Origin of the sequence: Neisseria sp. 27098_8_139 (assembly GCF_041433195.1) — a bacterium.
GTDB classification, from domain to species: Bacteria; Pseudomonadota; Gammaproteobacteria; order Burkholderiales; family Neisseriaceae; genus Neisseria; species Neisseria subflava.
Genome location: NZ_JAPWBA010000002.1, coordinates 354,746 through 374,983, shown reverse-complemented (window position 1 = coordinate 374,983; position 20,238 = coordinate 354,746). Strand labels below are relative to the sequence as shown.

At 48.8% G+C, this 20,238-nt stretch carries 18 protein-coding genes; 15 read left to right on the top strand and 3 right to left on the bottom strand.

Features of this window, described 5'->3' with window-relative positions; all coding sequences use genetic code 11:
• Positions 1–241: 241 nt before the first annotated feature.
• Genes O3660_RS04500 through coaBC form a run of 3 tightly spaced genes read left to right on the top strand, consistent with a single transcriptional unit; the run spans position 242 to position 2,695 of the window.
• Positions 242–796 carry a lipopolysaccharide assembly protein LapB gene (locus O3660_RS04500; protein WP_241479526.1) on the top strand — a complete coding sequence of 185 codons (555 nt, stop codon included), beginning with the start codon at positions 242–244 and terminating at the stop codon, positions 794–796.
• Positions 729–1,472 (top strand): hypothetical protein, encoded by a 744-nt coding sequence (locus O3660_RS04495; RefSeq protein ID WP_241479525.1) that lies wholly within the window; start codon positions 729–731, stop codon positions 1,470–1,472. Before O3660_RS04500 ends, O3660_RS04495 begins: the two co-directional genes overlap by 68 nt.
• 44 nt (positions 1,473–1,516) lie before the next feature.
• Positions 1,517–2,695: a bifunctional phosphopantothenoylcysteine decarboxylase/phosphopantothenate--cysteine ligase CoaBC gene (gene coaBC, locus O3660_RS04490; RefSeq protein ID WP_049350950.1), complete on the top strand. Its 1,179-nt coding sequence runs from the start codon at positions 1,517–1,519 to the stop codon at positions 2,693–2,695.
• Between the two features lie 57 nt (positions 2,696–2,752).
• On the opposite strand, the gene era is transcribed toward coaBC, so the two are convergent.
• Both era and rnc read right to left on the bottom strand, forming a co-directional pair.
• A complete protein-coding gene (era, locus tag O3660_RS04485; protein WP_036493257.1) occupies positions 2,753–3,682 on the bottom strand; it encodes a GTPase Era in 930 nt (309 codons plus the stop codon).
• Positions 3,683–3,746: 64 nt separating this feature from the next.
• Positions 3,747–4,466: a ribonuclease III gene (gene rnc / locus O3660_RS04480; RefSeq protein ID WP_003683027.1), complete on the bottom strand. Its 720-nt coding sequence runs from the start codon at positions 4,464–4,466 to the stop codon at positions 3,747–3,749.
• Positions 4,467–4,719: 253 nt separating this feature from the next.
• Here rnc and O3660_RS04475 point away from each other — a divergent pair, with 253 nt between their 5' ends.
• From O3660_RS04475 to nusB, 3 genes are all read left to right on the top strand, one after another.
• Positions 4,720–5,043 carry a DUF2185 domain-containing protein gene (locus tag O3660_RS04475; RefSeq protein WP_003748560.1) on the top strand — a complete coding sequence of 108 codons (324 nt, stop codon included), beginning with the start codon at positions 4,720–4,722 and terminating at the stop codon, positions 5,041–5,043.
• A 93-nt stretch (positions 5,044–5,136) separates the two neighbouring features.
• Positions 5,137–5,616: a 6,7-dimethyl-8-ribityllumazine synthase gene (ribH, locus tag O3660_RS04470; protein ID WP_049350951.1), complete on the top strand. Its 480-nt coding sequence runs from the start codon at positions 5,137–5,139 to the stop codon at positions 5,614–5,616.
• 121 nt (positions 5,617–5,737) lie between these two features.
• Positions 5,738–6,166, top strand: a complete 429-nt coding sequence (nusB, locus tag O3660_RS04465) for a transcription antitermination factor NusB (protein ID WP_049350952.1) — start codon at positions 5,738–5,740, stop codon at positions 6,164–6,166.
• A gap of 117 nt (positions 6,167–6,283) precedes the next feature.
• Here nusB and O3660_RS04460 read toward each other — a convergent pair whose 3' ends face one another.
• Complete coding sequence (locus tag O3660_RS04460) at positions 6,284–6,688, bottom strand: type IV pilin protein (protein ID WP_049350953.1); 405 nt, start codon at positions 6,686–6,688, stop codon at positions 6,284–6,286.
• A gap of 288 nt (positions 6,689–6,976) precedes the next feature.
• Here O3660_RS04460 and O3660_RS04455 point away from each other — a divergent pair, with 288 nt between their 5' ends.
• The 9 genes from O3660_RS04455 to O3660_RS04415 all read left to right on the top strand — a co-directional run bounded on the left by O3660_RS04455 (position 6,977) and on the right by O3660_RS04415 (position 20,148).
• Complete coding sequence (locus O3660_RS04455) at positions 6,977–8,158, top strand: efflux RND transporter periplasmic adaptor subunit (protein ID WP_049350954.1); 1,182 nt, start codon at positions 6,977–6,979, stop codon at positions 8,156–8,158.
• Between the two features lie 81 nt (positions 8,159–8,239).
• Complete coding sequence (locus O3660_RS04450; protein ID WP_049350955.1) at positions 8,240–10,177, top strand: MacB family efflux pump subunit; 1,938 nt, start codon at positions 8,240–8,242, stop codon at positions 10,175–10,177.
• 62 nt (positions 10,178–10,239) lie between these two features.
• On the top strand, positions 10,240–11,622 hold the full coding sequence (locus O3660_RS04445) for a TolC family protein (RefSeq protein WP_049350956.1): 1,383 nt from the start codon (positions 10,240–10,242) through the stop codon (positions 11,620–11,622).
• A gap of 112 nt (positions 11,623–11,734) precedes the next feature.
• A complete protein-coding gene (locus O3660_RS04440) occupies positions 11,735–12,601 on the top strand; it encodes a DUF808 domain-containing protein (RefSeq protein WP_049350957.1) in 867 nt (288 codons plus the stop codon).
• A 55-nt stretch (positions 12,602–12,656) separates the two neighbouring features.
• Entirely contained in the window at positions 12,657–14,204 is a 1,548-nt protein-coding gene (gene lnt, locus O3660_RS04435) for an apolipoprotein N-acyltransferase (RefSeq protein WP_049350958.1), read from the top strand.
• Between the two features lie 279 nt (positions 14,205–14,483).
• Positions 14,484–15,347, top strand: coding sequence for an RNA polymerase sigma factor RpoH (gene rpoH / locus O3660_RS04430; protein ID WP_004519690.1), 864 nt, complete (start codon positions 14,484–14,486; stop codon positions 15,345–15,347).
• A gap of 148 nt (positions 15,348–15,495) precedes the next feature.
• Positions 15,496–16,749 carry a glutamyl-tRNA reductase gene (gene hemA / locus O3660_RS04425; RefSeq protein WP_003684306.1) on the top strand — a complete coding sequence of 418 codons (1,254 nt, stop codon included), beginning with the start codon at positions 15,496–15,498 and terminating at the stop codon, positions 16,747–16,749.
• Positions 16,750–16,994: 245 nt separating this feature from the next.
• Complete coding sequence (locus O3660_RS04420; RefSeq protein WP_049350959.1) at positions 16,995–18,494, top strand: DegQ family serine endoprotease; 1,500 nt, start codon at positions 16,995–16,997, stop codon at positions 18,492–18,494.
• 133 nt (positions 18,495–18,627) lie between these two features.
• The gene (locus O3660_RS04415) at positions 18,628–20,148 is read left to right on the top strand and encodes a Na+/H+ antiporter NhaC family protein (protein WP_049350960.1); all 1,521 of its coding nucleotides are present in this window, start codon (positions 18,628–18,630) and stop codon (positions 20,146–20,148) included.
• The last annotated feature ends 90 nt before the right edge of the window (positions 20,149–20,238 follow it).

The window sequence follows — 20,238 nt, the reverse complement described above, 5'->3', positions numbered from 1 at the left end:
CAATTTCAAAAAAATTAAAAATTTCTCACAACTATCTGTATTTAAATAATTTAAAATTTATTGAATTTTATCATTCAATAGATAAACCAGATACCCTAAGATAAATAGCCCTGTGGCTTTACTCTTAATTGCCACATTCAACACTCTACAACTCTATATTACTGGCGCTTTAGTCCCATCTACTCTTACAATCTCTACTTTCTCCAATAAAACAATCATAAATTCTAGAATAGCCCCTATTATGAGTAACGAAAAGATTCAACAAAAATTTGAACAAGCATATCACTCTTTTATCGAAGAGGAAAATTACGAGGAAGCGCTAAAACGTGCCGAGATTCTTTGCCTTCTCAACCCCCAATCTGCAGAATTTCATCATAAAGTTGCTTATGCCTATCTGAAGCAATTGAAATGGGAAAAAGCCATTGAGGCTGAAATGAAAACGCTAGAGCTGGATAGTACCTATATTCCTGCTTTGGATTTACTTGCACATGCTTATGACGCTCTAGATAATTGGGAAAAAACCGGGTTTTACGGTCATCAGGCTTTGGTTCTAAAAGATAAGGCTATTCCAGACCTAGAATATGAAATCATTCCGATACCGGCTCCAAAAAACGGCAAACGGATTATCTCCTTTTCTTTATTTGGCAATAATTCCAAATATATTGAACCTGCCGTCTTAAATACCCAGCTTGCGCCTGTGCTTTTCCCTGGTTGGACATGTCGTTTTTATGTCAACGATTCTGTATCGGCTGAAGCTATTCAACGATTTAGAAATAACGGAGCAGAAGTATTTTAAGGTTGGCACTCCATTGAACAACTGGCCGGGTACGATGTGGCGCTTTCTTGCCATTAATGATCCTGAGGTTGAATACGTTATTTTCCGTGATGCAGACTCTATTATTTGTTATCGTGATGCAGCGGCCGTATCCGAATGGATAAAAAGTGGCACCCTATTCCACACTATTCGCGACTCAGGCTCGCATACCGCCCTAATTCTTGCAGGTATGTGGGGCGCTAAAGCGGGTGCAGTCCCAGATATGCAGGAAAGGATTCAGAACTTTGTCGACGAGGGCTACCCTTCCAGACATTTTGCCGACCAAGATTTTCTAGAAAAAGAATTGTGGGCCTATATCCGTCAGAATCTGTTCGCACATGACAGATTATTTGATTTCTGTAATGCACACGAAATTCCCGGCGAGTTTTACCCTAACTATCAAATCGCTTTCAGCGAAGGGGTTACCAGCTTTAACGCAACGACTGATTGTGAAGACGGCAGCCTGGCAAAATGGACGCTGTACTCCAGTGCTTCGCCTTTGGTCAATCCGGACTACTCGCTCAATGTTGTTCCTGAATTTAAAGTCTGCAGTTATGTGACTGAAGTAAAAAACGGAGCGGTTTCAGCATTTTTGCCGAAGAGATATGGTAATGCGATTAAAGCAAAACTGGCCAGAATCAACATCGAACAAATATAATTTGATTTGATTCCTATATATCTCATTTAATGAACTCGTTATTTATGGGCAAACACATTCTCCTCGGCATTACCGGCGGTATTGCGGCGTATAAATCTTGCGAACTGGTCAGACTGCTGAAAAAGCAAGGATATTCTGTATCAGTGGTGATGACAGATTCTGCGACAGAATTTGTCTCCCCACTGACTTTCCAAGCTTTAACCGGCAATCCTGTTTTATCGGATACCTATTCAGGTGCTTCCAATAATGGCATGGCGCACATCAATCTGACGCGTGAAGCTGACGCATTTCTTATTGCACCTGCAACTGCCAATACAATTGCCAAAATTGCCAACGGATTGGCTGATAATCTACTGACCAACTTGGTAGCAGCCAGGAAATGCCCTTTGGCTGTTGCGCCTGCAATGAATGTCGAAATGTGGAACAACCCTGCCAATCTGCGCAATATTGAGCAGCTGGTTTCAGACGGCATTACCGTGTTTTACCCAAACAGCGGCGAACAGGCTTGCGGAGAAACAGGTACAGGCAGAATGGTCGAAGCGGTCGATCTGGCTGATTTGCTAGAGGATTTATGGACACCCAAGCTACTGAGCGGCAAAAAAGTTCTGATTACAGCCGGCGCAACGTTTGAAGCCATCGATCCTGTCCGCGGCATTACCAATATTTCCAGCGGACAAATGGGCATGGCTTTAGCGCGTGCGTGCCGTGCTGCCGGAGCGAAAGTCACGCTGATTTACGGTCAAATTCAGACGGCCTTGCCAGCTGGCTTGGCTCATTCCGAACAGGCTGTCAGCGCAGAAGCCATGTATCAGGCAGTTCATCGCCATATCCATAAACAAGATGTCTTTATCTCCGTCGCAGCCGTTGCAGACTACAAAGTCAAAAACAGCAGCAACGAGAAACTGAAGAAAAACAGCGATCAGCCTCCGGTTATCGAGCTGACAGAAAATCCGGATATTCTCGCATCCGTAGCCGCCCTACCTTCCCCACCATTCTGCGTCGGCTTTGCAGCGGAAAGCCATCAAGTTTTGGAATTTGCACGGGCAAAACGTTTGCGCAAAAACGTACCGATGCTGGTGGCCAACCAAGTTTCCGTTTCCATGGGTAAGCCAACCAATCAAATCACCATTATTGATGACCTTGCCGAAACCTCCTTTCCGGAAACATCGAAACGCCAAGCCGCAGATGAAATCGTCAAACGCCTGGCTGAATTGTTGTCTTAATCAAACAGAAGGCCGTCTGAAAATTTTTCAGACGGCCTTCTGTTTGAATACATTAAATCACAAACCCAATTCGCGCAGGAAACGAATATCATCAGCCCAACCGGATTTCACTTTTACCCAAATCTTCAAGAAGACTTTGGTATCAAACAATTTTTCCATATCAAGGCGAGCTTCAGTAGAAATTTTCTTCAATTTCTCCCCACCCTTGCCAATCAAAATCGCCTTTTGGCTGTCTTTATCAACCAACACCGCGATATAAATGCGGAACAGTCCGCTTTCCTCTTCCTCAAACTGCTCCACTTCAACATTCATCGCATACGGCAGCTCTTCGCCCAAATAGCGGAACAATTTTTCGCGTACAATTTCCATCGCCAGGAATCGGCTGGATTTATCCGTCACCATATCTTCCGGATACATCGGGATACTTTCCGGCAGATACGGTTTGAGCAGTTCCAGCAGATTGGCAATACGCAGGCCATGTTTCGCACTGACTGCCTCGCTGGCGGCAAACTCAAACTCTTGACGCACTTCATTGATAAACGCCTCAAGCGCAAATTTGTCTTTGGCTTTATCTTTGTCGATTTTATTGACCACCAATACCACAGGCGTATGCTTAGGCAACTGTTTCAACACCACGCGGTCGGCATCGGTAAAACGCATGGCTTCCACCACAAAAACCACCACGTCCACGCCGCTCAACGCTTCGGTTACGTTTTGATTAAGACGGTCGTTCAAGGCATTGCGGTGATTGGTTTGAAAACCCGGCGTATCGACAAACACAAATTGTGCCGTATCGTCGGTGTAAATACCGGTTACACGGTTGCGCGTGGTTTGTGCTTTTTTACTGGTAATACTGATTTTCTGACCGATTAAATGGTTCATCAGCGTAGATTTGCCGACATTCGGGCGACCCACGATGGCCACAAAGCCGCAACGATAATCCGTCGGGTGTTGCGACTCGTTTTGTAAAAAGGTCTCGATATCCATTTATATATGACTTTCTTGATTGTTTCAGACGGCCTTTGCATTTTCTCAAAGGCCGTCTGAAATATTATTTTTTAGCTTTTTTCAAAGGGAACTTCTGTTCCAACCACTCCAAGGCTTCACATGCCGCTTTTTGCTCGGCTACTTTCCGACTGCTGCCGCGTGCGTTACAGATGAAACCGAGTTCGCCCAAATCACAGGAAATCACAAACATCGCATCAGCCGTTTGCTCCGCCTGCTCTTCGATTCGGTATTTCGGCAGGGCAAAGCGGCGTGCCTGCAAGGCTTCCTGCAAAGCGGTTTTACTGTCTTTCTTGCCAATATTCAAATCCGCACGTTTCACGCGTTCCGCAAACAAATGGCGAACCACTTTTTCCGCCGCAGAAAAATCCGCGTCAAAACTGACCGCCGCAAACATTGCCTCCATCGCATCGGCCAAAATCGAAGGCCGTCTGAAACCGCCGCTCTTCAACTCGCCGGCACCCAAATACAAACCGTCGCCGACATTCATTTCCAACGCGATTTCAGCCAATACACCTTCATTCACCAAAGCCGCGCGCATCCGCGACAACTCGCCTTCCGACAATTTCGGAAAAGCGTCAAACAACATCCGCGCCACGGAATAGTTCAAAATCGAATCGCCGACAAATTCAAAACGCTCATTGTGTTTGGCATTGTAGCTGCGGTGGGTCAAAGCCTGCTGAAGCAGCTCCATATTGCGGAACTCATAGCCCAGACGCTTTTGAATCGCTCGATGCGCCTGCTGTTTGAGCAAATCAGGTTTCATTCCATACTTTCAAAAAACAGCCGGAAAGCACGCCTCATCCGCAGTGAAACAAAATAAAAAGGCTACACCGGCAACTTTTTTATTTTGGCTCATTGTTTCTTGCGTCCCTCAAGCCGATAAACAATCAAAAGCCGTCATGTTCAAACCTGACGGCACTTACCGATATTGTACCATCAAACCACCCCTGCACACATCCGTGCGGAAAAGCAGCGAATCGTGTAAAATCATGCCAAATCATCTCTTTGTCAACTCCATGAACAAATTTGCCCAAGCATTGGCCGCAGCACTCGACCGCTGCATCGTTACCAACACCGTCGCCGAACAAGGCGAACCCGTCGGCTTCCTCTACCGCGAAGCCCCCGTATTTGAAAACGACAGCGGCTGGCGTATTTTCAGCGGCGACGAAACCGACGAATACACCGACAATCCCGACAACTTCAGCATTGTCAGCCTCTCCGCCATTACCGCAGACAATCCCGACATTGCCCCCCTACTGACTCAGGCAGAAGGCAGCGCGTGGGAATTGAACGAAGACGGCGAGTTCCAAGCCGTTGCCGATTGGCAGCCGCAAGAATAGCCCATCCCCATTTCGTTTCAGACGGCATTCCCTATAACAAGGCCGTCTGAAACCGAGCCGAATCCCTATTTCACATATATTGAAGGAATCATCATGAACATTATCGAACCACGCCTCGATGGCATCAACCTGCGCATCGGCATCGTTCAAGCCCGCTTTACCAACGAAATCGGCAGCGAAATGGTCAAAGTTTGCTGCCGCACCTTAAAAGAATTGGGCGTATCCGAAGACAATATCACGCTTGCCACCGTTCCCGGCGCGCTTGAAGTGCCTATCGCGCTGATGAACCTCGCTTCATCCGAACAATTCGATGCTCTGATTGCCATCGGCGTTGTCATTCGTGGCGAAACCTACCACTTTGAATTGGTATCCAATGAATCCGGCGCAGGTGTCAGCCGTGTTGCCCTTGACTACAACATCCCTATCGCCAACGCCATCCTGACGACTGAAAACGACGAACAAGCCGTTGCACGCATCGAAGAAAAAGCCTCCGATGCCGCCAAAGTTGCCGTAGAATGTGCCAACTTGGTCAACCATCTTTTGTCAGAACAATACGAAGACGACGAAGAATAAGCTTCTCCCCGTATTGAATACCGCATATTTTCAGACGGCCTCTCAATCATGATATTGAGGCCGTCTGAATCATTCAATATTCAGCCGACAACCATCGGCACTCTCTTCACAAGGAATACCCATGAAAAGCCCACGCCGCCGCGCACGCGAGCTTGCCGTACAAGCTATTTATCAAGCAGGCATCAACAAAACTGCCGCCCCCGAAATCGCCAAAAACATCCACGAACTGTCCCAAACATCCAATATGGATGAAGAGCTGTTCAACAAACTGTTTTTCGGCGCACAAACCCATGCTGAAGAATACATGGAAAAAATCAGCCCCCTGCTCGACCGCGACGAGAAAGACCTCAGTCCTATCGAACGCGCCGTTTTGCTGGTTGCCTGCCATGAGCTGAGCACCATGCCTGAGACCCCCTACCCTGTCATCATCAACGAAGCCATCGAAGTCACCAAAACTTTCGGCGGCACCGATGGCCATAAATTCGTTAACGGCATCCTCGACCAACTGGCTTCCCGCATCCGCCCTGACGAACCGCGCCGCAAAGGCTAAGATTGACTTCGCATCAGGTCGGGATTACCGATCTTTGCCCTGTTTAAGCTAATGTCCTTATACAGCCAAACCATCAAAAAGGCCGTCTGAAATTCAGACGGCCTTTTATCTTTCGATTTATTCTGATTTTGGCATTTCATAACCGGGACAGTTTTGCTTGTCGCTGCTTGCCCAGATGATACCGCTGTCGTTGTAATAAACGGTACAGGTTTCATTTGCGTTGGTTTCTTTGTTAGGCTCTGCCTTCAAAATATAACCTGAATCGGAAGGTTCACCTTCAAAACCAATATTAAAATATTGATTCTGCTGTAAATTTCCAGCAGGAAACCCTACAAATGTACTTTTTTGAGTGTAGTAGCGTTCGAGCTGTTGGGCGTTATGCAGCATCTGCGTGCGGACGGCGGCAAGGCGCGTTTGGCGGATATAGTTTTGATAAGACGGATATGCGATGGTAGCGAGAATGGCTGCAATCACAACGACTATCAGCAGCTCGATAAGCGTGAAGCCTTGTTGGTGTTTCATTGTATTTATGTCGTGAATAATTAGAATAAGACGTGAATATTATAGTAGTTTTCTTGCGGCTTAAATGTTCAGATTCGGAGGCAGTTTGGGAATTTATGTAAATGAGGTGCAAATTCTGAAAAATGTTTACTGCCCTTTATTTTTTATTTCAATAAGTTAAACTTCAATTTAAGCCGACCGTCTCTTGGTCGGACTTGGTCTTTACAGTAAAATCCAGTTGTTTTTTGTTTCTATCAATACATCTGTTGCTTGTCTGCGACGTTATTTTATTGAATTGGTTCTTTTTATATGTCTAAAGTTTTCAAGTGGGCGGCCGGTACGGCTGTTGTGGTAGCAGCGGCTTTCGGCGGCTGGTCTTTGATGAAGCCTGAGCCTCAGTCTTCTTTTATTACAGAAGTAGTCAAACGCGGCGATATCCGTCAAACCGTGTCGGCAACCGGCGAAATCTCGCCTTCCAATTTAGTATCCGTGGGCGCGGAAGCTTCAGGTCAGATTAAAAAACTATATGTGAAACTGGGCCAGCAAGTGAAAAAAGGCGATCTGATTGCAGAAATCAACTCAACCAATCAGATCAATACCTTAAATACCGAAAAATCCAAACTGGAAACCTATCAGGCAAAATTGGTTTCTGCCGAAATCGCGCTTTCCAGTGCAGAGAAAAAATATAAACGCGAACTTGCCTTATGGAAAGAACAGGCAACTTCCAAAGAAGACTTGGAATCTGCACAAGACTCTTTAGCCGCAGCCAAAGCGAATGTTGCCGAACTGAAAGCCTCCATCAAACAATCAAAAATCTCCATCAATACGGCCGAATCCGAACTGGGCCATACACGGATTACCGCCACCATGGACGGCACTGTAGTCGCCATTCCTGTTGAAGAAGGCCAATCCGTCAATGCGGCGCAATCTACGCCGACCATCATCCAACTGGCTAACTTGGAAACCATGCTCAACAAAATGCAGATTGCCGAAGGCGACATCACGAAAGTTAAAGCCGGTCAGGATATTTCGTTCACCATTTTGTCCGAGCCGGACACCCCGATTAAAGCGAAATTGGACAGCGTCGACCCCGGCCTGACCACCATGTCTTTGGGCAACTACACCAGCAGCACGGACACGACTTCCAATGCAATCTACTACTATGCCCGCGCCCTGGTGCCGAATAATGACGGCAAGCTCTCCATCGGCATGACCACTCAAAATACGATTGAAATCAACGGCGTGAAGAATGTCTTACTGGTACCGACACTGACTGTGAAAAAACATAACGGCAAATCATTTGTCAGCGTTTTGGGTACAGACAATAAAGCGGTAGAACGCGAAGTGACCGTCGGCCTGAAAGACAGCATGAATACCGAAATCAAAAGCGGCTTGAAGGAAGGCGAAAAAGTAATCATTTCTGAAATGAGCGCAGATGAAAAGAATAAGAGCAGCGAACGCGCGATGATGGGCGGCGGCCCTCCTCGCTGATTGATTAAGGCCGTCTGAAAGATTTGGCTGTGTTTCAGACGGCCTTAGTTCCTGTATTTCTATTTTTCGCCCGGAAAGATTATGAGTTTAATCGAATGTAAGAATATCAACCGTTTTTTCGGTAACGGTGAAAACCGTGTGCATGTATTGAAAGATGTCAGCCTTTCTATTGAGAAAGGCGACTTTGTGGCGATTATCGGCCAGTCCGGCTCAGGCAAATCAACGCTGATGAATATCTTGGGCTGTCTGGATACCGCCACTTCCGGCTCTTATCAAATCGACGGCATCGAAACATCGCAAATGCAGCCGGATGAACTGGCGGCTTTGCGCCGTGAGCGTTTCGGCTTTATTTTCCAGCGTTACAACCTGTTAAGCTCACTGACTGCCCGAGACAACGTCGCCCTGCCTGCCGTATATATGGGCATGGACAGTAAAGAGCGTGCGGAACGTGCGGAAAAACTGTTGGGCGATTTGGGTTTACAAAATAAAGAAGGCAACAAACCCAGCGAACTTTCCGGCGGTCAGCAACAACGCGTTTCGATTGCCCGCGCGTTGATGAACGGCGGCGAAATCATCTTTGCCGACGAGCCGACCGGCGCATTGGATACCGCCAGCGGTAAAAACGTGATGGAAATCATCCATAAGCTGCACGAAGACGGGCATACCGTGATTATGGTCACCCACGATCCGGGCATTGCGGCAAATGCAAACCGCGTCATCGAAATCCGCGACGGTCAGATTATTTCGGATACGTCTAAAAATCCCGATATCCCGCCAAGCAAAGTGGAGAGGATTAAAGAAAAAGCTTCCTGGTCGTTTTATTACGATCAATTTATGGAAGCATTTAAAATGTCGGTACAGGCGATTATGGCGCACAAGATGCGTTCGCTGCTGACCATGCTGGGGATTATCATCGGTATCGCCTCGGTGGTATCGGTAGTGGCATTGGGTAATGGCTCGCAACAAAAAATCTTGGAAGACATCAACTCGATGGGCACAAACACCATCAGCATCTTTCCCGGCCGTGGTTTTGGCGACCGCCGCAGCGGACGAATCAAGACACTGACGATTAATGACGCAAAAGCCATCAGCCAACAAAGCTACGTCGCCTCCGCCACCCCTCAAACCAACTCCGGCGGCACCTTGACCTACCGCAACACCGATCTGACCGCCTCGCTTTACGGCGTAGGCGAACAATATTTCGACGTGCGCGGTTTGAAATTGGAAGAAGGCCGTCTGTTTGATGATGACGATGTAAAAACCGATGCCCAAGTCGTCGTTATCGACCAAAACACCAAAACCAAACTCTTCGGCGAAGGCGTCAATCCTTTAGGCAAAACCATCCTCTTCAAAAAACGCCCGTTAACCGTCATCGGCATTATGAAAAAAGATGACAACTCGTTCGGCAATTCCGACTCACTGATGCTTTGGTCGCCGTATACAACGGTCATGCACCAAATTACCGGCGAGAGCCATACCAACTCCATCGTTGTCAAAATCAAAGACGATGCCAACACACAAGTTGCCGAGAAAAGCCTGACCGAGCTGCTGAAAGCACGCCACGGTACAGAAGATTTCTTTATGAACAACAGCGACAGCATCAAAGAAATGGTTGAAAGCACAACCGGCACCATGACGCTGCTGATTTCTTCCATCGCGGTCATCTCTTTGGTGGTCGGCGGCATCGGCGTGATGAACATCATGCTGGTCTCCGTTACCGAGCGCACCAAAGAAATCGGCGTCCGTATGGCAATCGGCGCACGCCGCAACAATATTTTGCAACAGTTTCTGATTGAGGCAGTCTTAATCTGTATCATCGGCGGTCTGTCAGGCGTATTGTTGTCCGCAAGCATCAGCCTGGTGTTCAACTACTTTGTCACCGACTTCCCGATGAGCATTTCCATGACTTCCGTCATCGGCGCGGTGGTCTGCTCCACCGCCATCGGTGTCGCGTTCGGCTTTATGCCTGCCAACAAGGCTTCCAAGCTCAACCCGATTGATGCGCTGGCTCAGGATTGATTATGTTTCAGACGGCCTATTATCTTAGGGCCGTCTGAAATGCTGTTACCCGAAAGATTTTTATGAAGACGAAACCTTTTTCCCAAGCAGCCTTATCATTGGCTATTGCCCTTGCCCTAAGTGCGTGCGCCGCACCTAAAGCCAATCCGAACCTGACACTGGAAGCGACCGGCCAAGTCATGAGCACGGCGGAAACTGCCGAACGCTACGATGTAAACGGCAACTGGTGGGAAATCTACCAAAGCCCGCAGCTCAACGCTCTGATGGAGCAGGCGTTGGCGAACAATGTCGATTTGAAACAGGCGGCCATCAGCGTCAACAAAGCTTTGTACCAAGCCAATATTTTGGGTGCGGATTTGGTGCCTTCGTTCAGCGGCTCATTGGGCGCGAACGCTTCTAAAAACCTGAAAACCGGCAGCCACGGTAATACCTTCAGCAGCCAGCTTGGCTTGAGCTACGAATTGGATTTGTGGCGCAAACTCAGTGCCACTGCCGATGCACAGGTATGGGAATACCAAGCCACGCATGAAGACATGGCCAACACACGCCTGACTTTGATTAATAATGTCGCCGATGCGTATTTCAATATCGCCTACCTGAACGAAGCCATCGAGTTGGCACAAAAATCGCTGAAGCAATATCAGGAAATCAACCGCATTGCGAATGCCAAGTTCCGCTACGGCCGGGCCGACTCCAGCCAGCCGACCCAAGCCAAACAGTCGTTGCTGAGTGCGGAAAACAGCCTGCTGTCTTTGCAAAACAATTTGGATACGCAAAAACAGGTTTTGCGTAATTTGTTGAATTTAAGGCCGTCTGAAAACATGGCCGCCGATCCGGCACAATTCCGCCTGTTGCCTGTCAAAGGCGTGAACTTGGACGTACCGATTACCGTTTTGGCCAACCGCCCCGACCTGCGCGCCGCCGAATACCGCCTGCAAGCGTCGCAACAATCGGTCAACGCGCAAAAACGCAGTTGGTATCCGTCGATTACTTTGGGCGCAAGTTTGAGTACGTCGTCCGACAAAGCAAAAAGCACGTTCAATATCCCTATGTTGGGCGGTTCGGCCACCATCAATCTGCCTTTCCTTAATTGGCAGACCATGAAATGGAAAGACAAAACCGTACAAGCGGAGATGGACAGTGCCAAGCTGAATTTTGAAAAAGCCCTGACCACCGCGCTCAACGAGGTCAACACCAACTACCTTGCCTACAAAAACGCGCAGGCCAGCCTTGCCAATCAAGAACAGCGTTATCAGTTGGACAAGAAAAACAGCCATTACTATCAAGTACGCTACCAACACGGTAAAAACGAGCTGAAAGACTGGCTGGAGGCTTTGAATTCGGAATACAGCTCGGCGCAAAACCTACTGAACCAACGCTATGAAGCCTTGAAATACGAAAATATGGTGTATAAAGCCATGGCGGGACGTTATACGCCGAAATAGCATTTTCAGACGGCCTTTGGTTAATTTCCGTCAAAGGTCGTCTGAAAAACATTCAAGCAACTGAATTTTCATATATAATCGCGCGTTTATTTGATTTTATCCGGACAACATTATGGCCTTTGCCTCTCTCTTTACGCTTTTGGACGACATTACCGCCGTTTTGGACGATGTAGCGATGATGACCAAAGTCACCGCCAAAAAAACCGCCGGCGTGGTCGGTGACGATTTGGCGCTCAACGCCAATCAGGTAACCGGCGTATCTGCCGAGCGCGAATTGCCGATTATTTGGGCGGTGGCAAAAGGCTCTCTGATCAACAAGCTGATTCTGGTGCCGCTTGCGCTGCTGCTTTCCGCTTTCCTGCCTGCGCTGATTACGCCCTTGCTGATGATCGGCGGTGTGTATTTGTGTTTTGAAGGCGTGGAAAAACTGTTGCACAAATTTCTGCACCGCAATGAACACGAAGACGGACATGATGCCGAGCCTGAAGTCACAGACGAAAAAACAAAAGTTAAAGGCGCAGTCCGCACAGATTTCATCCTCTCCGCCGAAATCATCATTATCGCGCTGGGCGTTGTTGAGAAATATGACCTAATGACGCGTTCTTTGGTGATGGCCGTCATCGGTGTCGGCATGACAGTGTTAGTCTATGGTTTGGTCGGCATTATCGTCAAACTTGACGACCTCGGTATGATGTTGATGCGCCAAAAAAGCGCCACCGTACAAGGTATCGGACGCGGTTTGATTTCATTTATGCCTTGGTTTATGCGCGGCTTGAGTATTGTCGGCACGCTGGCGATGTTCTTGGTCGGCGGCGGACTGATCGCCCACAACCTTGGCTTTTTGCACGATTTCCTCCACGCGCAGCATTGGGACAGCGGCATAATGGAACATATCGCTAATCTGGTTGTCGGAGTAGGCGCCGGTGCATTGGCTTGCGCAATCGTCCTGCCTGCAATGAAATTGTTTCAAAAAGACTGATTTTGTTTCCCTGCCGTCTGAAAATTTTTCAGACGGCCTCAATACCATTTAAAGCATGAATATTTTCCGTAAACTCGAACAATATTGGCAACATCCGCTGCTTTACTGGCCGCTGGTCATCTTGATTGCCGCCGCGACACCGTTCACTTTCGCCCCGTATTATCATTTCTGGCTGATGCCGCTGTTGTTTGGCGCGCTGATACACCTGATTGAATTGCGTCCGCGCTTTGCCGTCATGACTGCCTATCTGTTCGGATTAATCGGTTATACGGCGCAGTTTTATTGGATACACACTGCCTTGCATGATGTTTCGGGTTTGCCGGATTCATACGCCATCCCCCTCACCTTCCTGCTGCCGGCGTTTCTTGCACTTTATCCGGCCATCTGTTTTTGGGTGTGGAGAAAATGCAACCTGTCGCGCTGGGCCAAAACCGGCCTCCTGCTGCCGATTTTATGGACGCTGGCAGAATTTGCCCGCGAACGTTTCCTAACCGGATTCGGCTGGGGTGCAATCGGCTATTCCCAAATCACCAAAGACAGCCCATTGGCAGGCTTCGCGCCTTTAGGCGGCATTCATATGGTCACGCTGGCAACTGCTTTCCTCAGCGCATGGCTGGTGTTGCTGATTGACAACCACGGCCGTCTGAAACACCGCCTGCTGCCCTTATTCCTTATCGTTGCGCTCTGCTCCGTCGGCTACATTTCCCAACAAACCGAATACACCCGCCCTGACGGCAGCACCAGCACGGTCGCCTTGATTCAAGGCAACATCGAGCAAAATCTGAAATGGAAGGAAGAGCAAATCATTCCGACCATTCAGAAATACTACGAACAAATCAGCAAGACCAGTGCCGACATCGTCATCCTGCCTGAAACCGCCCTGCCGCTGATGCGCCAAGACCTGCCCGAAGGCATCTTGGAACAATTCGCCGAACAGGCGCAAAGCAACAGCAGCGCATTGGCCATCGGCATCAGCCAATATACGCCCGACGGCAACGGCTACGAAAATGCAGTCATCAATTTGAGCGGCTATCACAACAGCACTTCCGATGTCATCCCCTACTACGCCAAGAACCACCTCGTTCCATTTGGCGAATACAAGCCCTTGCCCGCCATTACCGAGCGCCTCTATAAAATGATGGATATGCCTTTGGCCGACTTTCAAAAAGGCGGCGACAACCAAGCGCCTTTGGTGATGAAGGATCAAAAAGTCGCCTTCAATATCTGCTATGAAGACGGTTTCGGCGACGAACTCATCGCAACGGCGAAACGCTCCACCCTGCTTGCCAACATCAGCAATATGGCGTGGTACGGCAAATCCAATGCCATGTATCAGCAGCTTCAACAGTCCCAAGCGCGTGCAATGGAACTGGGCCGCTACATGGTTCGCGCCACCAATACCGGTGCGACCGCCATTATTTCCCCTAAAGGTACGATTGTTGCCGAAGCCCAACCGGATACAGAAACCGTCCTCGAAGGCCACGTCAAAGGCTATATCGGCGAAACGCCTTATATGAAGGCAGGCGGCTCAATATGGCTTATTAGCATTTTGGCCGTTATCGGCGTATTCCTTATCCTGATTGGCCGGAAAAAACCAGAATAAAAAAATTTTAAGACCTTGTTACACAAGGTCTTTTTTATTGCTGAAACTATTTACATACAGAAATGTTTGTAATATACTTAACCAAAACCTAGCAAATCACTCAAATTTTCTAAGACAATCAATCCTTGCGATTCAAGCAGTAAAAACTATTGAATCTATCGTTAATTTACAGAAAAAATCCAACCCATAACAAAACAAACCACAGGCAGTGTTATACTGCTTGTCACACAATAAACAAAAAGCCGTCTTCAGACGGCCCAATCAAGGAAGGCACCCTTCATGAATAAAGCTTTTGCATTACCTGTTATCCACAGCGGCAACGGTAGCCTCGAGCAATACATTCATACTGTCAACAGCATTCCCATGCTTACCGCCGAAGAAGAAACACAACTGGCGGAACGTCAACAAAAAGGCGACCTCAATGCCGCCAAACAGCTTATCCTGTCGCATCTTCGCGTCGTCGTATCCATTGCACGCGGCTACGACGGCTACGGCCTCAACCAAGCTGACCTGATTCAAGAAGGCAATATCGGCCTGATGAAAGCCGTCAAACGCTACGAACCAAGTCGCGGCGCGCGCCTATTTTCGTTTGCCGTGCATTGGATTAAAGCCGAAATCCACGAATTCATTTTGCGCAACTGGCGTTTGGTCCGCGTTGCCACCACCAAACCGCAACGCAAACTGTTCTTCAATCTGCGCAGCATGCGTAAAAACTTGAATGCCTTGTCTCCAAAAGAAGCGCAAGAAATCGCCGACGATTTGGGCGTCAAATTGTCCGAAGTCTTGGAAATGGAGCAACGCATGACCGGTCACGACATCGGCATCATGGCAGAAAACAACGATGACGAGGACAACTTCGCTCCTATCGACTGGTTGGCCGATCACGATGCAGAGCCTAGCCGTCAGTTGTCCAAACAAGCCCACTACGCCCTGCAAACCGAAGGCCTGCAAAACGCCCTGGCGCAACTGGACGACCGCAGCCGCCGTATCGTTGAAAGCCGCTGGTTGCAAGACGATGGCGGTTTAACCCTGCACGAATTGGCTGCCGAATACGGCGTATCTGCCGAACGCATCCGCCAAATCGAAGCCAAAGCCATGCAAAAATTGCGCGGTTTTTTGGCAGAAGAAGCAGAAGCCGTTTAAGCTTTTCTTGATAAAAAGGCCGTCTGAATCTTTTCAGACGGCCTTTTCGATGGCAAACCTCATTGTATCTTCTCCCCCAACACATTCATTTTAAAGCCCACTTAAGCTATAATACCCACCACACACACTACCCAGTCATACCATAACCATGCAACTTACCGTCGTCGGACTCAATCACCAAACCGCGCCCTTGAGCATACGCGAAAAACTGGCATTTGCAGCTGCAAATCTGCCGGATGCCGTGTCCAACCTCGCGCGCAGTGAGGCGGCGGAAGAAGCAGTTATTCTTTCTACCTGCAACCGCACCGAGCTTTACTGCGTCGGTGAAACCGAAAAAATCATCGACTGGTTGGCGCAATATCACGACCTGCCTGCCGAAGAAATCCGCCCTTACCTCTATACCTTAGATAATAATGAAACCGTCCGCCACGCCTTCCGTGTCGCCTGCGGTTTGGACTCCATGGTCTTGGGCGAACCGCAAATTCTCGGTCAAATCAAAGATGCCGTCCGCGTTGCGCAAGAACAGGAAAGCATCAATACCCACTTAAACGCCCTGTTTCAAAAAACCTTTGCCGTTGCCAAAGAAGTGCGTACTGACACTGCTGTCGGCGAAAACTCCGTCTCCATGGCTTCTGCATCGGTCAAAATGGCAGAGCAAATCTTCCCTTCCATTTCCGATCTGAACGTTCTCTTTATTGGCGCAGGCGAAATGATTGAACTGGTGGCCACTTATTTTGCCGCCAAAAATCCCAAGCTCATTACCGTTGCCAACCGTACACACCAGCGCGCGCAGGAATTGTGCGACAAACTCGGCGTCAACGCCGAAGCCTGCCTGTTGAATGAATTGCCCGATATTCTTCACGATTACGACGTGGTCGTTTCTTCCACCGCCAGCCAACTTCCCCTCGTCGGCAAAGGCATGGTTGAGCGCGCATTGAAAAAACGCCACAACATGCCTGTTTTCCTTCTGGATTTGGCCGTTCCGCGCGACATCGAAGCCGAAGTCGGCGAATTGGAAGACGCATATCTCTATACCGTAGACGACATGATGGACATTGTCCAAAGCGGTAAAGATGCGCGCAAAAAAGCAGCGGCGGCGGCTGAAAGCATGGTGGAAGAAAAAGTCAGCGAATTTATCCGCCTGCAGAAAAACCGCCAAAGTGTTCCGCTTATCCGCGCATTGCGCGACGAAGGCGAACGTGCGCGCCGCCAAGTATTGGAAAATGCCATGAAGCAACTGGCAAAAGGCGTATCCGCCGAGGATGTCCTTGAACGCCTCTCCATTCAGTTGACCAACAAACTGCTCCACTCTCCGACACGCACGCTCAATAAAGCCGGCTCGGACAACAGCGAATTAATCGATGCCGTGGCGCAGATCTACCATTTGGATCAACACGACTGACCACAATTTAAAGGCCGTCTGAAAGAAGCGAACCGACCGACAGGTCATATCCCAAAGTTTTCAGACGGCCTTAAAACAATAAAATCCCAATCATTATTTTTTCATTTAAAATGAAATGCTTGAAAAAAAACCGTTAAAGTGTAAAAATCCTACCTTATACATTTAAACAGCATTCAAACAATAAAACTGCCTGCCGGCTCAAACGCATGCCGACAATACAATAGGCACCGGCAAAAGGAACTTTCGTGAATATTAAAACAAACACATATCTGGCCCTTGCTGTCCTCTCAGCTTCCCTTCTTTCAGGTTGCGACAAAGTCAGCACCTTTTTCGGTAAAGACGAAAACAAAGAACTCGTCCAACGCATAGAAACCAATACCGATGACGGAAAAGTCGGTATGTTGCTGCCCGACTTCGCCCAACTGGTGCAAAACGAAGGACAGGCAGTCGTCAATATTCAAGCGACACCGGCAAAACGCACTGCGACACCGGATGACGACCACAGCATGGACCTGAGTCAATTCCCCGACAACGATCCATTTTACGAGTTCTTCAAGCGCCTTGTTCCCAATATGCCCGACATGCCGCAGGAAGATACTGAAAGCGACGCTTTGAATTTCGGTTCCGGCTTCATCATCAGCAAAGACGGCTATATCCTGACCAATACCCACGTGGTTGCCGGCATGGGCAATATCAAAGTCCTGCTCAACGACAAACGCGAATACACAGCCAAACTGGTCGGCTCAGATGCCCAATCCGACGTTGCCCTCTTAAAAATTGAGCCGCAAGAAGACTTGCCGGTTGTCAAAATCGGCAATCCGAAAGATTTGAAACCGGGCGAATGGGTAGCCGCCATCGGCGCGCCTTTCGGCTTTGACAACAGCGTAACCTCCGGCATCGTCTCCGCAAAAGGCCGCAGCCTGCCGAATGAAAACTACACGCCGTTTATCCAAACCGACGTTGCCATCAACCCCGGTAACTCAGGCGGCCCATTATTCAACCTCCGCGGCCAAGTAGTCGGCATCAATTCGCAAATTTACAGCCGCAGCGGCGGTTTCATGGGCATTTCATTTGCCATTCCGATTGATGTTGCCATGAATGTGGCCGAACAATTAAAAGCCAACGGCAAAGTCCAACGCGGTCAATTAGGCGTGGTTATTCAAGAAGTTTCTTATGATTTGGCCAAATCTTTCGGTTTGGACAAAGCAAGTGGCGCACTGATTGCCAAAATCATGCCGAACAGCGCAGCACAACAAGCCGGTTTGCAGGTTGGTGACATCGTGCGCAAAGTTAACGGCGAAGAAGTCCGCGCTTCCAGCGATTTGCCTGTTATGGTCGGCTCGATTATGCCGGGCAAAGAAGTGACTTTGAGCATTTGGCGCGGCGGCAAACAAACCGATGTCAAAGTCAAACTTGGCAGCGCAGCCGAGCAAACGGAAACTTCTGCAAAAGAAGCCGAACACCCACAACATGAAGGCAGCCATGACGGATTTACCGTTGAAAACGCAGGCGTTACCCTGCAGGTTGAAAACGCAGACGGCAAACAACGCTTAATCGTTCTGCGCGTTAGCGGAGCGGCCGAACGTGCCGGCCTCAAACGCGGCGACGAAATCATTGCCATCAGCCAAATCAGCGTCAATGACGAATCCACTTTCCGTAGCGCATTGGAAAGCTCAGGCAAAAACGTACCGCTTTTGGTACAACGCGATGGCAATACTTTGTTCCTCGCACTAAATCTGCAGTAGTCCGATTTTTCAGACGGCATGATGATGTGTTAGATGATAAAATACCCATCTGTCAAAGGCGGTGGGTATTTTGTTATCCGCCTTCCAATTTAGGCCGTCTGAAAATATTTCACCGCTTATATACAATATAATTATGCAACTCATTAATTATTCAAATTCTATTTTATCTATCGTCCCGGCAGCCATTGCGCTCGCCCTGGCCATTGCCACACGCCGTGTGTTGCTGTCCCTGGGTGTCGGCATTATCGTCGGCTCATTCCTGCTGGTAGGCGGTAATCCACTCGATGCCTTGGTTCACTTAAAAGACATGGCGATCAGCCTGACTTGGGCGGACGGCGATTGGTCCTTGGGCAAACCCAAAATCCTGCTCTTTTTGGTGCTTTTGGGGATTTTCACTTCCCTGCTGACACATTCCGGCAGCAACCAAGCATTTGCCGATTGGGCAAAACAGCACATCAAAGGCCGTCGCGGTGCGAAGCTGCTGACCGCCTGTTTGGTATTCGTTACCTTTATTGACGACTATTTCCACAGTCTTGCCGTCGGTGCGATTGCCCGCCCTGTAACCGACAAATTCAAAGTTTCCCGCGCCAAACTGGCTTATATCCTTGACTCCACTGCCGCGCCGATGTGCGTTTTGATGCCAGTATCCAGCTGGGGCGCATCGATTATCGCTACTTTGGCCGGCCTTTTGGTGACTTACAACATCACAGACTACACACCAATGGGCGCATTCGTGGCCATGAGCCTGATGAATTACTACGCCGTCTTCGCATTGATTATGGTGTTTATCGTTGCCTGGTTCTCATTCGACATCGGCTCTATGGCTCGTTTGGAACGTGCCGCTTTGAATGAAACTCATGATGAAACCATTGAAACAGGCCATCCCAACGGCCGTGTATTCGCGCTGATTGTGCCGGTTTTGGTACTGATCGTCGCCACGGTTTCCGCCATGATTTACACTGGTGCGCAAGCTTCTGAGACCTTCTCTTTGCTCAGCGCATTTGAAAATACCGATGTGAACACTTCCCTCGTGTTTGGCGGGACTTGCGGCGTATTGGCCGTCATCCTCTGCACCATCGGCACCATCAAAACCAGCGATTACCCTAAAGCCATTTGGCAGGGCATCATCTCTATGCGCGGTGCCATTACCATCTTGATTTTGGCATGGATCATCAGCACCGTTGTCAGCGAGATGCATACCGGCGAATACCTCTCCACTTTAGTGGCAGGCAATATCCACGCAGGCTTCCTGCCCGTGATTTTGTTCATGCTCGCAGGTGTGATGGCCTTCGCTACCGGCACAAGCTGGGGTACATTCGGCATCATGTTGCCGATTGCCGCCGCTATGGCCGTCAAAGTCGAACCTTCGCTGATTATCCCTTGCATGTCTGCCGTAATGGCCGGAGCCGTATTTGGCGACCACTGCTCTCCGATTTCCGACACCACCATCCTCTCTTCTACCGGCGCACACTGTAACCACATCGACCACGTTACCTCGCAATTCCCTTACGCGCTGACCGTAGCCGCGTCTGCCGCCTCAGGCTACCTCGCACTGGGCATGACCGGCTCTGCACCTTTAGGTTTTGTGGTAACCGGCATCGTGATGGTTATATTGATTTTTATCTTGAAAGACAAGAAAAAAGCAACTGCCTAATTCAAAACCAATATTCAGACGGCCTGAGATATTCCTACACTCTCAGGCCGTCTGAACATAACGATTATCCAATATATACATTATTCAGGA

What these genes read in the sequence shown, in the direction of transcription:
- O3660_RS04445 (WP_049350956.1), top strand. Translation starts at nt 10,240, where the DNA reads ATGAAGACGAAACCTTTTTCCCAAGCAGCCTTATCATTGGCTATTGCC.
- coaBC (WP_049350950.1), top strand. Translation starts at nt 1,517, where the DNA reads ATGGGCAAACACATTCTCCTCGGCATTACCGGCGGTATTGCGGCGTAT.
- lnt (WP_049350958.1), top strand. Translation starts at nt 12,657, where the DNA reads ATGAATATTTTCCGTAAACTCGAACAATATTGGCAACATCCGCTGCTT.
- nusB (WP_049350952.1), top strand. Translation starts at nt 5,738, where the DNA reads ATGAAAAGCCCACGCCGCCGCGCACGCGAGCTTGCCGTACAAGCTATT.
- ribH (WP_049350951.1), top strand. Translation starts at nt 5,137, where the DNA reads ATGAACATTATCGAACCACGCCTCGATGGCATCAACCTGCGCATCGGC.
- O3660_RS04475 (WP_003748560.1), top strand. Translation starts at nt 4,720, where the DNA reads ATGAACAAATTTGCCCAAGCATTGGCCGCAGCACTCGACCGCTGCATC.
- O3660_RS04415 (WP_049350960.1), top strand. Translation starts at nt 18,628, where the DNA reads ATGCAACTCATTAATTATTCAAATTCTATTTTATCTATCGTCCCGGCA.
- O3660_RS04460 (WP_049350953.1), bottom strand. Translation starts at nt 6,688, where the DNA reads ATGAAACACCAACAAGGCTTCACGCTTATCGAGCTGCTGATAGTCGTT.
- O3660_RS04450 (WP_049350955.1), top strand. Translation starts at nt 8,240, where the DNA reads ATGAGTTTAATCGAATGTAAGAATATCAACCGTTTTTTCGGTAACGGT.
- rnc (WP_003683027.1), bottom strand. Translation starts at nt 4,466, where the DNA reads ATGAAACCTGATTTGCTCAAACAGCAGGCGCATCGAGCGATTCAAAAG.
- O3660_RS04500 (WP_241479526.1), top strand. Translation starts at nt 242, where the DNA reads ATGAGTAACGAAAAGATTCAACAAAAATTTGAACAAGCATATCACTCT.
- O3660_RS04440 (WP_049350957.1), top strand. Translation starts at nt 11,735, where the DNA reads ATGGCCTTTGCCTCTCTCTTTACGCTTTTGGACGACATTACCGCCGTT.
- era (WP_036493257.1), bottom strand. Translation starts at nt 3,682, where the DNA reads ATGGATATCGAGACCTTTTTACAAAACGAGTCGCAACACCCGACGGAT.
- O3660_RS04455 (WP_049350954.1), top strand. Translation starts at nt 6,977, where the DNA reads ATGTCTAAAGTTTTCAAGTGGGCGGCCGGTACGGCTGTTGTGGTAGCA.
- O3660_RS04495 (WP_241479525.1), top strand. Translation starts at nt 729, where the DNA reads ATGTCAACGATTCTGTATCGGCTGAAGCTATTCAACGATTTAGAAATA.
- hemA (WP_003684306.1), top strand. Translation starts at nt 15,496, where the DNA reads ATGCAACTTACCGTCGTCGGACTCAATCACCAAACCGCGCCCTTGAGC.
- rpoH (WP_004519690.1), top strand. Translation starts at nt 14,484, where the DNA reads ATGAATAAAGCTTTTGCATTACCTGTTATCCACAGCGGCAACGGTAGC.